The sequence below is a fragment of the Enterobacter sichuanensis genome (genome assembly GCF_009036245.1).
GTDB lineage: Bacteria > Pseudomonadota > Gammaproteobacteria > Enterobacterales > Enterobacteriaceae > Enterobacter > Enterobacter sichuanensis.
The window spans coordinates 998,421-1,011,707 of sequence record NZ_CP027986.1; the positions used below are offsets into that span (position 1 = coordinate 998,421).

Here is a 13,287-nt window from a genome sequence, read left to right on the forward strand (position 1 = left end):
GGAGTTGCTATGTCTTTTGCCGTACCGCGCGCGTTACCGTTGTCCTTACTGGCCGCCCTCGTCCTGGCGGGCTGTGCCGAAAAAGGGGCCGCTCCGCTAAAAAAAGGGGAGAAGCCCGTCGATGTGGCAAGCATGGTACGGCAGAAAATGCCCGCCAGCGTGAAGGATCGCAACGCGTGGGCAGATGCTCTGGCAAAAACCTTTGAAAGCCAAAAGATTGCCCCCACTGAGGAGAATATCTGCTCGGTGCTGGCGGTGGCGCAGCAGGAGTCGATGTATCAGTCAGACCCGGTTGTGCCGGGTCTGAACAAAATTGCCTGGAAAGAGATCGACCGTCGCGCGGAATCCATGCATATCCCGGTATTTCTCGTGCACACCGCGCTTAAAATCACCTCGCCGAACGGCAAAAGCTACAGTGACCGGCTGGATACGGTGAAAACCGAAAAACAGCTCAGCGCCATTTTCGATGATTTCATCAACATGGTGCCGATGGGGCAGAAGCTGTTTGGCTCACTTAACCCGGTGCATACCGGCGGCCCGATGCAGGTGAGTATTGCGTTCGCAGAGAAGCATACCGACGGCTACCCGTGGAAAATCGACGGCACGGTGCGCCAGGAGGTCTTCTCCCTGCGCGGTGGACTGTGGTTTGGCACATATCATCTGCTGAACTACCCGGCGAACTACGATGAGCCGCTGTACCGCTTTGCCGATTTTAACGCGGGCTGGTATGCCAGCCGTAATGCGGCATTTCAGAGTGCGGTCAGCCGCGCAAGCGGCGTGAAGCTGGCACTGGATGGCGATCTCATCGCTTACGGAAGCAGCGAGGCGGGAAGCACCGAACTGGCAGTACGGAAATTATCGACAACGCTTGGCATGAGCAATAGCGACATCCGCCGTCAGCTTGAGAAAGGCGACAGCCTGGCATTTGAGAAAACGGATCTGTACAGGAAGGTGTTTGCGCTGGCAGAGAAGAAAAGCGGAAAAACGCTACCGAGGGCTATCCTGCCGGGGATCCAGCTGGAAAGCCCGAAGATCACGCGTAACCTGACCACCGCATGGTTCGCAAAACGCGTGGATGACCGCCGGGCTCGCTGTATGGGGCTTTAATGGCGACGGCGAAAGCGCAGAACTAACGCCACCACGCCGAGAATCATACACCCCGCGAGGAAGGGGATCAGACCGAACAGGGTGCTGACACCCAATCCAATCTCAACCCGCGGGCGTCCGTTGTCCTGGACCTGCATCAGGTGTTCATAAACGCCTGGCGCATGGACCAGCATATTGAGCAGCTGCGAGCCGGCCCAGAAGCAGAACAGGACAAACAGGGCATAAGCGATATTACCCGCCGTGGAGGTTTTTGGTTTGCCGCCAAAAATCGGTTTCGACAATGTAAAGTCAGCCATATGACCTCCCGAAAATATCACTCTGTTTCAATACGCGTCTTACGGGGTGAGTTTGACAGGTCATCGCATTTGTCAATATCAGAATCGTGGTAATTTCCCTGCCGGAATTCTCCTGGATTGTCGATTTCTGCAGCACATCACAATTTTGTCACTTAAGTGAAATTGCGTCGCGTTTCAGATTTTCCGCATCTGCCACAGACCTGACCGTAAAACTGTGAGAGGATGTCTTTTTTTCCTGCCGGAGTTGTTATGAAGCTCACGTCCAAACTACGCCGAGACTGGCACTACTACGCCTTTGCTATCGGGCTCATCTTTATTCTTAACGGTGTCGTGGGCCTGCTGGGATTTGAGGCAAAAGGGTGGCAAACCTATGCTGTTGGGCTGGTGACCTGGGTCATCAGTTTCTGGCTGGCGGGGTTGATTATCCGCCGTCGTCCTGAAGAGACGACAGCGGATGAGACGGAAACGGCGAAGAGAGTCGATTAACCGTTTACGGAACTTTTCAGCGCGCTGTCGGCGGCGTGACGCTCCAGCGCCAGTTCGATCAGGCGGGTGATCAGGTCTGAGTAGCTCAGGCCGCTGGCCTGCCACAGTTTCGGATACATGCTGATGTTAGTGAAGCCCGGCAGCGTGTTGATTTCATTGATCACCACCTCGTTTTCCGGCGTCAGGAACACATCCACGCGCGCCATGCCGCAGCAGCCGAGCGTCTGATAGGCGCGAATGGCGATCGCCCGGATCTTATCGTTGATGTCCGGATCGATAGCCGCAGGTACAACGACCTGGGCGCCTTTGTCATCAATGTATTTGGTGTCGTACGAGTAAAAGTCGCTGTTTAAGACCACTTCACCGCAGGTGCTCGCCTGTGGAAAATCGTTGCCCAGAACGGCGCATTCAATTTCACGGCCTTTGATGCCCTGCTCAATCACCACTTTATGGTCGAACTCAAACGCCAGACGGACGGCCTCGGTAAACTGTGCCTCGTTTGTCACTTTGCTGACGCCCACGGAGGAACCCTGGTTGGCCGGCTTCACAAACAGCGGCAGACCCAGCTGTTCGCTAATCTGCGCGAAGCTGTGTTTGTCGCGGTTGGCGCGGGTCAGGGTGACGAACGGCGCAATATTCAGCCCGGCATCGCGCAGCAGGCGTTTGGTGACGTCTTTGTCCATGCAGGCGGCGGAACCGAGAACATCCGAGCCGACGAACGGCAGGTTGGCCATGCGCAGCATTCCCTGCAGGGAACCATCTTCGCCAAGGGTGCCGTGAACGATTGGGAAAACAACGTCAATCTGGGCGAGAGCCTGCGCATTGCCTGCGTCGATGAGTTGTCCCTTCACGACGCCGGGTACGGTGGCGACGCTAATTTCCGAAGGATTAAGGGCGATATGCGCCGGATCGTGGGCATTCAGCAGATACTGGCTGGCATCGTTAACGTGCCACTGACCCTGTTTATCAATGCCCAGCAGCACCACGTCGAAACGGCTTTTATCGATCGCATCGACGATATTTTTGGCCGATTGCAATGAAACTTCGTGCTCCGCTGATTTTCCCCCAAAGACAATACCTACGCGCTGCTTAGCCATCTCACTCTCTTCCAGTCTGACGAAAAGCCAATAACATACCACGATGCCCGGCGGGTTTCGCGACCTTCTGCCATAATGTTTTGGGGAATGTTGAGGGGGGAGAGTGAAAGGAAAAACGCTGCTGACCGTTTTGATTCTTATCGCAGTCGCAACGGTGGGTTACCACTGGTTGCCGCCTTACTACAACCCTTTCATACCGCTGACGCTTGACGACCCACCCGGCCGAATCACCCAGTATAAGCTGCGGCGTTTAACCCCCGAGGCATGCCTGAGTCTGCTGTCCCAGGCTAACCAACGCGCGCTAATCCGCTCCCAGCCGGTGGCGGACAGCGGCGGAGCGTGCCCGCTTAACAACGTCGTGCGCGTGCGCGATTTCGGCCCGGTCAGCCTGAACAGCAGTTTCCTTGCCAGCTGTCCGCTGGCGCTCGGCTCAGCGCTCTATATCCACCAGCAGGCCCGGCCACTGACAAAACGCTTTATGGGCAGTGACCTGACGCGCATCGATCACCTCGGCAGCTTTGCCTGCCGCAATATTTATCACCGCCCTGACGCGCGACGCAGTGAACATGCCACGGCGGAGGCGCTGGATATCGCCGCGTTTCGGCTGGCAAACGGAGAGCGCGTCACGGTCCTGAACGGCTGGAAGGGAGCAAAAACGCAACCATGGCTAAAGGCTATGCTGGCGGCGAGCTGTGGTTATTACGGGAACGGCCTGGGACCGGAGTATAACGCGGCGCATGCCAACCACTTTCATCTGGGGATGCACGGTTTCGGGCTCTGCCGCTGAAGCATAATATTCCGCCAGAAAATGGATGAATTGTGACTTATTTCACAAATATGATGACTGGGAAGATAAAACACCAAAGTCTGTCGGGCCGCATCTCTGGTGCGACGTCAACACGCGTAACTTGCTAATCTGGCGGCGAATTCGCCTAAAAATGAAGACTGTTTCTTTATGGAATCCTGGAAAGTTAATCTCATCTCGGTCTGGTTCGGTTGCTTCTTTACCGGGCTTGCCATCAGCCAGATCTTGCCGTTCCTGCCACTGTACGTTTCACAGCTGGGGGTGACCTCGCATGAAGCGCTTTCCATGTGGTCCGGTCTGACCTTCAGCGTCACGTTTCTGGTGTCCGCGATTGTGTCGCCGATGTGGGGCAGCCTGGCCGACCGGAAGGGCCGGAAGCTGATGCTGCTGCGCGCTTCGCTCGGGATGGCGATCGCCATTCTGCTGCAGGCCTTTGCCACCAACGTCTGGCAGCTGTTCTTCCTGCGGGCGGTGATGGGACTGACTTCCGGGTATATTCCTAATGCCATGGCCCTGGTCGCCTCTCAGGTCCCGCGTGAGCGGAGCGGCTGGGCGCTGAGTACGCTCTCCACGGCGCAGATAAGCGGCGTTATCGGTGGCCCGCTGCTGGGAGGCTTTCTGGCGGACCACGTCGGGCTGCGCGCGGTATTTATCATCACTGCGGTTCTGCTGGTGATCAGTTTTCTGGTGACGCTCTTTCTTATCAAAGAGGGCGGCCGCCCGGTTATCAGCAAGTCTGAACGCCTGAGCGGTAAGGCCGTGTTCGCCTCGCTGCCTTATCCGGGGCTGATGATCAGCCTGTTTGTGACCACCATGGTTATCCAGCTCTGTAACGGTTCAGTGGGGCCGATTCTGGCGCTGTTTATTAAATCGATGGAGCCAGACAGCAACAATATTGCGTTTCTCAGCGGGATGATTGCCGCCGTGCCGGGGGTATCGGCGCTGATTTCCGCGCCGCGTCTTGGAAAACTGGGTGACCGGATCGGCACAGCGCGCATTCTGATGGCGACGCTTTGCTTTGCGGTGGTGCTCTTTTTCGCCATGTCGTTTGTCACCTCTCCGCTACAGCTGGGCGTCCTGCGTTTTCTGCTCGGTTTTGCCGATGGTGCCATGTTGCCTGCGGTACAGACCTTGCTGGTCAAATATTCCAGCGACCAGGTGACCGGGCGTATTTTTGGATATAACCAGTCATTTATGTATCTGGGGAATGTTGCCGGTCCGCTTATTGGCGCATCTGTTTCGGCGATGGCGGGTTTTCGTTGGGTATTTGCCGCCACGGCGATGGTTGTTTTAATCAATATTATCCAGCTGGCAATTGCGCTGCACCGCCGCAGACAAATGGCGGAGGCGAAATCGGCGAGATAACCGTATCGCTTTTTAATAGAAAAACGTTTCGCTGGTCGTGATGGGCATTTAATTTTATGCCCACATCACTTTTGCATACCATAATAAATATCTTCTCTTTGCATAACCGATTCAGAATGCTAACTTCAGACAAAACTGATAAGGAAATAGCACGATGAAAAATCTGATTGCGGAATTGCTGGTCAAGCTTGCACAAAAGGAAGAGGAATCAAAAGAGCTGGTCGCCCAGGTCGAAGCACTGGAAATTGTGGTTACCGCGCTGCTGCGACAGATGGCGAAAAGCGAGCAACAGGCGTTGATTGAGAGCGTGGAAGGTGCGCTGGAGAGCGTCAGGCCTGAATCGCAGGTGCCGGTTGAGGATGCAGAGATGCTTCATCAGTACGTAAAGAAGCTGTTAAGGCATCCGCGCAGCTAAACCGTCACAGGACGTAACGACGTGTCATAGAATTGTCATGCAGGATGCCTATAGTCGCTCTGTTTTTATTTTTATGTATTTGTACATGGAGAAAATAAATTGAAACAGAGCGCACTTTTCATTGCATTACTTCCCCTGTTATTTACCCCTGCCATTTATGCTGACACCCACCAGACTCACGTGCTGGATAATCGTGCAGCAAAAGGGGATATGACCCAGCCTGGCGGCGCGCGCCGATTGTCGGAAGATCAAACCGCCGCTATTCGCGCTTCGCTTAATGAAAAACCCGCGAAAAATATTATTCTGCTTATCGGCGATGGAATGGGTGATTCCGAAATCACGGCGGCGCGAAATTATGCTGAAGGTGCGGGCGGCTTTTTTAAAGGTATCGACGCATTACCCCTGACCGGACAATATACCCATTATTCGCTGGATAAAAAAACCGGTAAACCGGATTACGTAACCGATTCGGCGGCCTCGGCCACGGCGTGGTCCACGGGCGTGAAAACCTATAATGGCGCGCTGGGTGTCGATATTCACGAAAAAGATCATCAAACGATACTGGAGATGGCAAAAGCAGCAGGGCTGGCAACCGGCAACGTCTCCACCGCTGAGCTTCAGGACGCAACACCTGCGGCGCTGGTGGCCCACGTAACCTCCCGTAAATGCTATGGCCCGTCAGTGACCAGCGAAAAATGCTCCACGAACGCGCTGGAAAAAGGCGGCAAGGGTTCCATTACGGAACAGCTGCTGAATGCGCGTCCTGACGTCACCCTGGGCGGCGGCGCGAAAACCTTCGCGGAGACCGCGACGGCGGGCGAGTGGCAGGGCAAAACGCTGCGCGAGCAGGCACAGGCTCGCGGCTATCAGCTGGTGAGCGATGCCCGCTCTCTGGCGGCGATAACCGAGGCAAACCAGGACAAACCGCTGCTGGGGCTTTTCTCCGACGGCAACATGCCCGTGCGCTGGGAAGGGCCCAAAGCCTCTTATCACGGCAATATCGATAAGCCTGCCGTGACCTGTACGCCTAACCCGAAACGTACTGACAGCGTACCGACGCTGGCGGCGATGACCGATAAAGCGATCTCGCTGCTGAGCAAGAGCGAAAAAGGATTCTTCCTGCAGGTAGAGGGCGCGTCGATCGATAAGCAGGACCACGCGGCCAATCCGTGCGGCCAGATTGGCGAAACGGTCGATCTGGACGAAGCGGTGCAGAAGGCGCTCGCGTTCGCGAAAAAAGAGGGTAACACCCTGGTGATCGTCACCGCGGACCATGCGCACGCCAGCCAGATCATTCCGGCGGATACCAAAGCCCCGGGCCTGACGCAGGCGCTGAACACCAAAGATGGTGCCGTCATGGTGCTGAGCTATGGCAACTCGGAAGAAGAGTCCATGGAGCACACGGGCACCCAGCTGCGCATTGCCGCCTACGGCCCACATGCGGCCAACGTGGTAGGGCTGACCGATCAGACGGATCTGTTCTACACCATGAAGGCGGCGCTGGGTCTTAAATGATAAAAGCCCGGCGGAAATCACATCTGCCGGGTGGTTTTTTTCCTGTCACGAACCAGACTTACAGGGAATGTTCACAAAAGGATGGTGCAATGAAAACAACATTACTGGTCACTCTGCTTTCTGGTCTGTTCCTGGTCACATCAGCGAACGCGGAAGAGAAAACGTTAACGCCGCAACAACAGCGTATGACCACCTGTAATCAACAGGCGACGTCACAAAGTCTGAAGGGGGATGCCCGTAAGACCTATATGAGCGACTGCCTCAAAAACGGTGCTTCGAAGCCTGATGAAAAAAGCCTGACGCCGCAGCAGCAAAAAATGCGCGAGTGTAATGCGAAGGCAACCGAGCAGTCCCTGCAAGGGGACGACCGCAGCAAGTTTATGAGTGCCTGTCTGAAGAAAAAAGTGTAGTTCTAACGGGTGAGCGGCTCCGGCGGCTCACCCGAAATTTCATACTTTCCCCGCAGACCCCCTCTCTATAATTTGGGAAAATGTTTCAGAATATTCCCAAAAATGATGAATGATGAAACGTATTACAACAAAAAGCGCATTCGGGAAGAGTGGAATTTAACCCTTTCTCAGGATGACCCTCACCGAGCCGGCATTCAGTTTGCCCGGCGGGTTCGGCTGGCGCGCGCTGTCGGGCTGGCAGTCATGTTTTTTCCCATTGCCGGAATGCTGGTCACCCATTTTTTACCCGGCGGCTGGTGGCTGTTACTGGTGGGGTGGTCCTTCGTCTGGCCCCATTTCGCCTGGCAGCTTTCCTGCCGTGCCGCTTCACCGCATCAGCAGGAAATCTTCAATCTGAAGATCGATGCCATTATCGCAGGGGTCTGGATTGGTCTGATGGGGATGAATACGTTGCCCACCGCCGCGCTGGTGATGATGGTGGGGATGAATATGATGGGCTCTGGCGGCTGTCGTTTGTTTGTTCCGGGGATCTTCCTGACACTGCTCGCCGCGCTGGTGACGCTGCCGCTGGCCGGACGGACAGTTTTCTTCACTCCCGATCCGGTGGAGTGGGGGTTAACGCTTCCCGTACTTGTGCTTTATCCCATGCTGTTTGCCTGGCTCAGCCACCGCACCGCCGTCAGGCTTGCAGAGCATAAACGGCGGCTGGAAATGATGAGTACCCGCGACGGCATGACCGGGGTCTTTAATCGTCGGCACTGGGAAATGCTGCTGCGAAATGAATTTGAGCAGTGCCGTCGCAACCACTGCACCGCCACGATACTGCTGATCGATATCGACCATTTCAAGAATATCAACGACACCTGGGGGCACGATGTGGGCGATGAGGCGATCATTGCCATTACGCGCCAGCTGCAGATGTCGGTGCGGGCAGGGGATGCTATCGGCCGCTTTGGCGGGGATGAGTTTGCGGTGATTATGTCGCAGACCGCGGCGGAAAGCGCCATCGCCGTCATGTCCCGGGTACACGAGCGGCTGGAAAAACTGTCGTTACCGTGCGCGCCAAAAGAAGCGCTGCGCATAAGCGTAGGCGTTGCCCCCTGGGGGCCGCAGTTTGGACATTATCGGGAATGGCTGAAGGCGGCTGACGTCGCGTTGTACAGGGCGAAAAATGCCGGGCGCAGCCGCACCGAAGTGGCTGCCTGACGCCCGGCGGAGGTCATCAGGATTTACTCAGCTTCTCTGATTTTTCCATGCATTTTGCCATCGCTTCAATGACCGCCGAGCGGAACCCGCGCTCTTCCAGCACCCGCACCGCTTCGATGGTGGTACCGCCCGGAGAGCAGACCATATCTTTCAGTTCACCAGGGTGTTTGCCGGTCTCCAGCACCATTTTGGCGGAGCCCATGACGGCCTGGGCGGCGAACTTATACGCCTGCGCGCGCGGCATACCGCCAAGCACCGCGGCGTCGGCCATCGCTTCTAAAAACATAAAGACATACGCAGGGGCAGAACCACTCACGCCGACCACCGGGTGGATCATCGGTTCGGCAATCACTTCCGCCTCACCGAAGCAGCGGAAGATGTTCAGCACATCGGCCACTTCCTCTGAGGTCACCAGGGCGTTTGGCGTGACGGAGGTCATGCCGGCGTTCACCAGTGAAGGGGTATTGGGCATCGCGCGGACGATTTTGCGGTCGTGGCCCAGCGCGCGCGCCAGCTGATCGAGCGTGATGCCAGCGGCAATCGACACCACCAGCGTCTCTTTATTCAGGCTGGAGGTGATGTCGCTCAGCACTTTGATCATGATGTTCGGCTTAACGGCACCAAAGACGATATCGGCGACCTGGGCCACTTCCTGCGCGCTTTCGGCGGCATTGATCCCGTATTGATCGCGCAGCGCGGCGACCTTGTCCGGTGACGGGGTATAGACCCAAATCTGACCCGGCAGCACCTGCCCGCTGGCGATCAGGCCGCCCAGAATGGCTTTGCCCATGTTACCGCAGCCGATAAACCCGATTTTCTTGTCCATCACGATCCTCCGTCATTATGCGTTGTTTTCTCTGATTGATAGCTTAACAACGAAATGCAGGCGACAATAGTCGGCAGAGTCATTATGGGGAGACAATATGGCGATTTGGGTTGATGCGGACGCGTGTCCGAATGTGATTAAAGAGATTTTGTTTCGCGCTGCCGAGCGCGTTCAGATGCCGATGACGCTGGTGGCGAACCAGAATATTCGCGTACCGCCTTCGCGGTTCATCCGTTCTTTGCGCGTTCCGGCCGGGTTCGACGTGGCGGATAACGAAATTGTGCGCCTGTGTAGTGCGGAAGATCTGGTGATCACGGCGGATATCCCACTCGCCGCTGAAGTGCTGGAGAAAGGGGCGGCGGCGCTCAATCCGCGCAGCGAACGTTACTCGCCATCGACCATTCGGGAAAAGCTCACGATGCGCGATTTTATGGAGACAATGCGGGCCAGCGGCGTCCAGACCGGCGGACCGGACAGCCTGTCACAGCGCGATCGCCAGCAGTTCGCTGCCGAACTGGATAAATGGCTGCTGGAAGTGAAGCGCCGCACTGCGTAATGATAATTATTGTCAATTTGTGGTACAGTGTGACCTCCACAGGGTTGTCATCCCGTACCGCTTTGCAGTAAAGTAATCGCAACATCTTCTGCAATTATTTCTTTACACTCTTCAGCCATCCGGCATCAAGGGGAACACCTGGTTATGACCCAACCCATCTTTTTAGTTGGCCCCCGCGGCTGTGGGAAAACCACCGTTGGTCTGGAGCTGGCACGCGTGTGTCATCGCCAGTTTGTGGATACCGACCACTGGCTGCAAACCGAGGCCGGTAAAACCATCGCCGACATTGTTGAGCAGGAAGGGTGGGAGAGTTTTCGCGCACGCGAAACGGCCGCGCTGAAAGCAGTCACCACGCCATCAGCGGTGATTGCGACCGGCGGAGGCATTGTTCTGGCAGAGTGTAATCGTCGCTTTATGCGCGAAAAGGGGATTGTTATCTATCTCAGCGCGCCGGTGTCGGCTCTGGTCGGGCGTCTGGAGGCGTTTCCGGAAGAGGGGCAACGCCCGGCGCTGACCGCCAGACCGCTCAACGAAGAGGTGAGTGAAGTGCTGGCCGAACGCGATGCCCTGTACCGCGAAGCGGCTCATCACATCGTGGATGCGTCAGCGGCGCCCGAAGACGTTGTGATTCAGATTATTACCGCCCTGCGATTGGCGTGTGCCAGCTAAGCGGCGTCTATACTTATAGCTCAGACATAATAGAAGGATGAGCTATGCCAACCAGACCTCCCTATCCGCGTGAAGCGCGCATTGTTACCGTTGAAAAAGGCCAGACGGGTCATACCGTGACCTGGTATCAACTGCGTGCCGATCACCCCAAACCGGACTCGCTGATCAGTGAACACGAAACTGAACAGGAAGCGCTGGATGCGAAACGGCGCTACGAAGATCCCGACATAACCTGAACGTTTTCCTAAACGCTCCAGAATCGTGCCTGAATCACACTTTTTACTCATCGGGAAAGTTAAGCAGGAGTTAATATTTAGTTATTACAAGTAACTCCGGTATCGGCAGGCGATCTTTACATTTCGATGTCGGGATCACCTGCTACGCTTGGTGCTGTTTTGTTGAAAAAACGAACTGTGCAGCGTAGTGAGCCTGTACCTGTGTGCACGATGTTGGAGTAATGGAAGGCGATAAAGATGAAGGCAACGTTGGCGATCCTCACCATTGGTGTGGTCCCTGTAAGCGAAGTGTTACCGCTCTTAACCGAGCATGTATCTGAACAACAGATAACGCATCTCAGCCTGCTGGGCAAGATGAGTCGGGAAGAGGTCATGGAAGACTACGCTGTAGAGGCGGGGGAGGATCCCCTGGCGACGTTATTAAGTGACGGTAAACTGGCGCATGTTTCCCGCCAGAAGATCGAGCGATCGCTACAGGGCGTGATAGAAGTGCTCGATAATCAGGGTTATGACGTGATTTTGCTGATGAGTACCGCACCCATTAAGGGACTCACGGCGCGCAATGCGATTTTGCTGGAGCCGATGCGGATCATACCGCCGCTGGTGGCCTCGATTGTTGATGGTCATCAGGTGGGGGTGATTGTCCCCATCGAGGAGCTTATGGACAATCAGGAAGCAAAATGGCACGTACTTGAAAAAGTGCCCTTATACGCACTGGCTAATCCGTTCTGGGACAGTGAGGCCAAACTCATTGCTGCCGGGAAGGAGCTGCTCGAAAGAGGGGCCGATGTCTTGATCCTGGATTGCCTGGGTTTCCACCAGCACCACCGTGATTTACTGCAAAAAGCGCTGGATGTGCCCGTGCTGTTATCCAACGTTCTGATGGCTCGCCTGGCCTCGGAGCTTTTGATGTAATGATTTTGCGTGACAGGTGATGAGCATGGCCCCTATAGTGAATTTTTATCTAAAAATATAAGGGCCAGTTCATGCTTCAGAGTAACGAATACTTTTCCGGTAAAGTGAAATCCATTGGTTTTACCAGCAGCAGTACTGGCCGCGCCAGTGTTGGCGTGATGGCGGAAGGGGAGTACACCTTCGGCACGGCGGAAGCGGAAGAGATGACGGTGGTCAGCGGGGCGCTGAACGTCTTACTGCCGGGTGAAACGGAATGGAAAGTTTACGCTGCCGGACAGGTTTTCAACGTGCCTGGTCACAGTGAGTTCCATCTGCAGGTCGCTGAACCGACCTCTTATTTGTGCCGCTACCTGAAATGATTTTATTCCCTCTCCCCCATGGGGAGAGGGTTAGGTGGAATTATCTCTGCGCTTCGCCGCCGAGGCCTTCCACCAGATTCTGAATCAACGCGGCCAGCTCGCCGGTCATCAGGATGAAGTCCGCGTCAAAGCGCTGGGCGTAATCTTCCCTGTCGATATCTTCGTTCTGATCGCGCAACTCATCGCAGAACTTCAGACGCTTGATGGAACCATCGTCGCACATCACAAACTGAATACGCTGCTGCCAGTCGAGCGCCAGTTTTGTCACCACTTTGCCCGCTTCGATATGTACGGCGATCTCGTCGCTCACCAGATCCTGCTTTTTCGCACGGATCACGCCGCCATCTTCCAGCAGAGCTTTCAGCTCGGCTTCATCAAGGATCTGGAATCCCTGCGCCGCCGCACCGCTGCGTACCCATTCGGTCAACGTTAGCTCAATTGGCGTTTCCAGTGCCAGCGGAACCACCGGTAAAGAGCCGATACTTTTACGCAGCAGGGCCAGCGTATCTTCCGCTTTTTTCGCGCTGGCGCAGTCCACCATGATCAGCCCGTTAACGGTATCGATCCACATCATGGTCTGGCTGAAGCGGCTGAAGGCGCGCGGCAGCAGTGAGTGCAGAACTTCGTCTTTCAGCGAATCTTTTTCGGTTTTTTTCAGTTTTCGGCCCTGCTCGGCTTCCAGCTTGAAAATTTTCGCTTCGAGCGCCTGCTTCACCACCGGCGTGGGCAGAATTTTCTCTTCTTTACGGGCGCAGACGATGATTTGACCCGTGCTGCTGGCGTGGGTCAATGCATCGCTCTGTGAACCCATTGGCGGAACCCAGCCGGTTTTTGCCATATCCTGGCTACCGCAAGGGGAAAAGGTATAAGCGGCTAACTGTTTTTCCATCTCTTCTGCACGCAGCGAAACGTCGCGGCTGAGACGGTAAACCATCAAATTTTTGAACCACAGCATGATAATTTCCACGGCCTTGTCGTTAAATCAGCGGGCATGATAACGAATTGTCGCATCGCTTGCATTGCT

Annotated in this window: 17 protein-coding genes; 13 read left to right on the forward strand and 4 right to left on the reverse strand. The window is 55.5% G+C overall.

Annotated features, from left to right (window positions below; translation table 11 throughout):
- Nucleotides 1-9 precede the first annotated feature (9 nt).
- The gene (locus C1N69_RS04595) at nt 10-1,107 is read left to right on the forward strand and encodes a DUF1615 domain-containing protein (RefSeq protein ID WP_155030756.1); all 1,098 of its coding nucleotides are present in this window, start codon (nt 10-12) and stop codon (nt 1,105-1,107) included.
- On the opposite strand, the gene C1N69_RS04600 is transcribed toward C1N69_RS04595, so the two are convergent.
- Complete coding sequence (locus C1N69_RS04600; RefSeq protein ID WP_025756226.1) at nt 1,104-1,403, reverse strand: DUF2755 family protein; 300 nt, start codon at nt 1,401-1,403, stop codon at nt 1,104-1,106. The two genes, C1N69_RS04595 and C1N69_RS04600, sit on opposite strands and share 4 nt — an antisense overlap.
- A 249-nt stretch (nt 1,404-1,652) precedes the next feature.
- On the opposite strand from C1N69_RS04600, the gene C1N69_RS04605 reads away from it, so the two are divergent.
- Complete coding sequence (locus C1N69_RS04605) at nt 1,653-1,889, forward strand: DUF2754 family protein (protein ID WP_155030757.1); 237 nt, start codon at nt 1,653-1,655, stop codon at nt 1,887-1,889.
- On the opposite strand, the gene ddlA is transcribed toward C1N69_RS04605, so the two are convergent.
- Nucleotides 1,886-2,986 (reverse strand): D-alanine--D-alanine ligase, encoded by a 1,101-nt coding sequence (gene ddlA, locus C1N69_RS04610; protein WP_095441172.1) that lies wholly within the window; start codon nt 2,984-2,986, stop codon nt 1,886-1,888. The genes C1N69_RS04605 and ddlA overlap by 4 nt on opposite strands.
- A gap of 103 nt (nt 2,987-3,089) precedes the next feature.
- Here ddlA and C1N69_RS04615 point away from each other — a divergent pair, with 103 nt between their 5' ends.
- From C1N69_RS04615 to adrA, 6 genes are all read left to right on the forward strand, one after another.
- Nucleotides 3,090-3,773, forward strand: a complete 684-nt coding sequence (locus C1N69_RS04615) for an extensin-like domain-containing protein (protein ID WP_155030758.1) — start codon at nt 3,090-3,092, stop codon at nt 3,771-3,773.
- Nucleotides 3,774-3,941: 168 nt separating this feature from the next.
- A complete protein-coding gene (locus C1N69_RS04620; RefSeq protein ID WP_155030759.1) occupies nt 3,942-5,156 on the forward strand; it encodes a multidrug efflux MFS transporter in 1,215 nt (404 codons plus the stop codon).
- 154 nt (nt 5,157-5,310) lie between these two features.
- Nucleotides 5,311-5,571, forward strand: coding sequence for an anti-adapter protein IraP (iraP, locus tag C1N69_RS04625; RefSeq protein WP_045285202.1), 261 nt, complete (start codon nt 5,311-5,313; stop codon nt 5,569-5,571).
- Nucleotides 5,572-5,670: 99 nt separating this feature from the next.
- Complete coding sequence (gene phoA, locus C1N69_RS04630; protein ID WP_155030760.1) at nt 5,671-7,086, forward strand: alkaline phosphatase; 1,416 nt, start codon at nt 5,671-5,673, stop codon at nt 7,084-7,086.
- Between the two features lie 89 nt (nt 7,087-7,175).
- On the forward strand, nt 7,176-7,496 hold the full coding sequence (gene psiF / locus C1N69_RS04635) for a phosphate starvation-inducible protein PsiF (RefSeq protein WP_155030761.1): 321 nt from the start codon (nt 7,176-7,178) through the stop codon (nt 7,494-7,496).
- A 102-nt stretch (nt 7,497-7,598) separates the two neighbouring features.
- The gene (adrA, locus tag C1N69_RS04640; RefSeq protein ID WP_155030762.1) at nt 7,599-8,702 is read left to right on the forward strand and encodes a diguanylate cyclase AdrA; all 1,104 of its coding nucleotides are present in this window, start codon (nt 7,599-7,601) and stop codon (nt 8,700-8,702) included.
- 16 nt (nt 8,703-8,718) lie between these two features.
- Here adrA and proC read toward each other — a convergent pair whose 3' ends face one another.
- Nucleotides 8,719-9,528, reverse strand: a complete 810-nt coding sequence (proC, locus tag C1N69_RS04645; protein ID WP_025756217.1) for a pyrroline-5-carboxylate reductase — start codon at nt 9,526-9,528, stop codon at nt 8,719-8,721.
- A 97-nt stretch (nt 9,529-9,625) separates the two neighbouring features.
- Here proC and C1N69_RS04650 point away from each other — a divergent pair, with 97 nt between their 5' ends.
- From C1N69_RS04650 to ppnP, 5 genes are all read left to right on the forward strand, one after another.
- Nucleotides 9,626-10,084, forward strand: coding sequence for a YaiI/YqxD family protein (locus C1N69_RS04650; RefSeq protein ID WP_155030763.1), 459 nt, complete (start codon nt 9,626-9,628; stop codon nt 10,082-10,084).
- A gap of 144 nt (nt 10,085-10,228) precedes the next feature.
- The gene (aroL, locus tag C1N69_RS04655) at nt 10,229-10,753 is read left to right on the forward strand and encodes a shikimate kinase AroL (protein ID WP_094918613.1); all 525 of its coding nucleotides are present in this window, start codon (nt 10,229-10,231) and stop codon (nt 10,751-10,753) included.
- Between the two features lie 44 nt (nt 10,754-10,797).
- Nucleotides 10,798-10,989, forward strand: coding sequence for a protein YaiA (gene yaiA / locus C1N69_RS04660; protein WP_008503272.1), 192 nt, complete (start codon nt 10,798-10,800; stop codon nt 10,987-10,989).
- Nucleotides 10,990-11,226: 237 nt separating this feature from the next.
- Nucleotides 11,227-11,904, forward strand: coding sequence for an AroM family protein (locus C1N69_RS04665; RefSeq protein ID WP_008503271.1), 678 nt, complete (start codon nt 11,227-11,229; stop codon nt 11,902-11,904).
- Between the two features lie 71 nt (nt 11,905-11,975).
- The gene (ppnP, locus tag C1N69_RS04670) at nt 11,976-12,263 is read left to right on the forward strand and encodes a pyrimidine/purine nucleoside phosphorylase (RefSeq protein WP_008503270.1); all 288 of its coding nucleotides are present in this window, start codon (nt 11,976-11,978) and stop codon (nt 12,261-12,263) included.
- A gap of 40 nt (nt 12,264-12,303) precedes the next feature.
- Here the strand turns inward: ppnP and rdgC are convergent, their stop codons facing one another.
- Nucleotides 12,304-13,218 carry a recombination-associated protein RdgC gene (gene rdgC / locus C1N69_RS04675; RefSeq protein WP_025756213.1) on the reverse strand — a complete coding sequence of 305 codons (915 nt, stop codon included), beginning with the start codon at nt 13,216-13,218 and terminating at the stop codon, nt 12,304-12,306.
- Nucleotides 13,219-13,287: the final 69 nt, after the last annotated feature.

Bases quoted from the DNA above. Each gene is read 5' to 3' on its own strand.
- ppnP (WP_008503270.1), top strand. From the start codon at position 11,976: ATGCTTCAGAGTAACGAATACTTTTCCGGTAAAGTGAAATCCATTGGT.
- ddlA (WP_095441172.1), bottom strand. From the start codon at position 2,986: ATGGCTAAGCAGCGCGTAGGTATTGTCTTTGGGGGAAAATCAGCGGAG.
- psiF (WP_155030761.1), top strand. From the start codon at position 7,176: ATGAAAACAACATTACTGGTCACTCTGCTTTCTGGTCTGTTCCTGGTC.
- C1N69_RS04620 (WP_155030759.1), top strand. From the start codon at position 3,942: ATGGAATCCTGGAAAGTTAATCTCATCTCGGTCTGGTTCGGTTGCTTC.
- C1N69_RS04600 (WP_025756226.1), bottom strand. From the start codon at position 1,403: ATGGCTGACTTTACATTGTCGAAACCGATTTTTGGCGGCAAACCAAAA.
- C1N69_RS04650 (WP_155030763.1), top strand. From the start codon at position 9,626: ATGGCGATTTGGGTTGATGCGGACGCGTGTCCGAATGTGATTAAAGAG.
- adrA (WP_155030762.1), top strand. From the start codon at position 7,599: ATGATGAATGATGAAACGTATTACAACAAAAAGCGCATTCGGGAAGAG.
- yaiA (WP_008503272.1), top strand. From the start codon at position 10,798: ATGCCAACCAGACCTCCCTATCCGCGTGAAGCGCGCATTGTTACCGTT.
- proC (WP_025756217.1), bottom strand. From the start codon at position 9,528: ATGGACAAGAAAATCGGGTTTATCGGCTGCGGTAACATGGGCAAAGCC.
- C1N69_RS04595 (WP_155030756.1), top strand. From the start codon at position 10: ATGTCTTTTGCCGTACCGCGCGCGTTACCGTTGTCCTTACTGGCCGCC.
- rdgC (WP_025756213.1), bottom strand. From the start codon at position 13,218: ATGCTGTGGTTCAAAAATTTGATGGTTTACCGTCTCAGCCGCGACGTT.
- iraP (WP_045285202.1), top strand. From the start codon at position 5,311: ATGAAAAATCTGATTGCGGAATTGCTGGTCAAGCTTGCACAAAAGGAA.
- C1N69_RS04605 (WP_155030757.1), top strand. From the start codon at position 1,653: ATGAAGCTCACGTCCAAACTACGCCGAGACTGGCACTACTACGCCTTT.
- aroL (WP_094918613.1), top strand. From the start codon at position 10,229: ATGACCCAACCCATCTTTTTAGTTGGCCCCCGCGGCTGTGGGAAAACC.
- C1N69_RS04665 (WP_008503271.1), top strand. From the start codon at position 11,227: ATGAAGGCAACGTTGGCGATCCTCACCATTGGTGTGGTCCCTGTAAGC.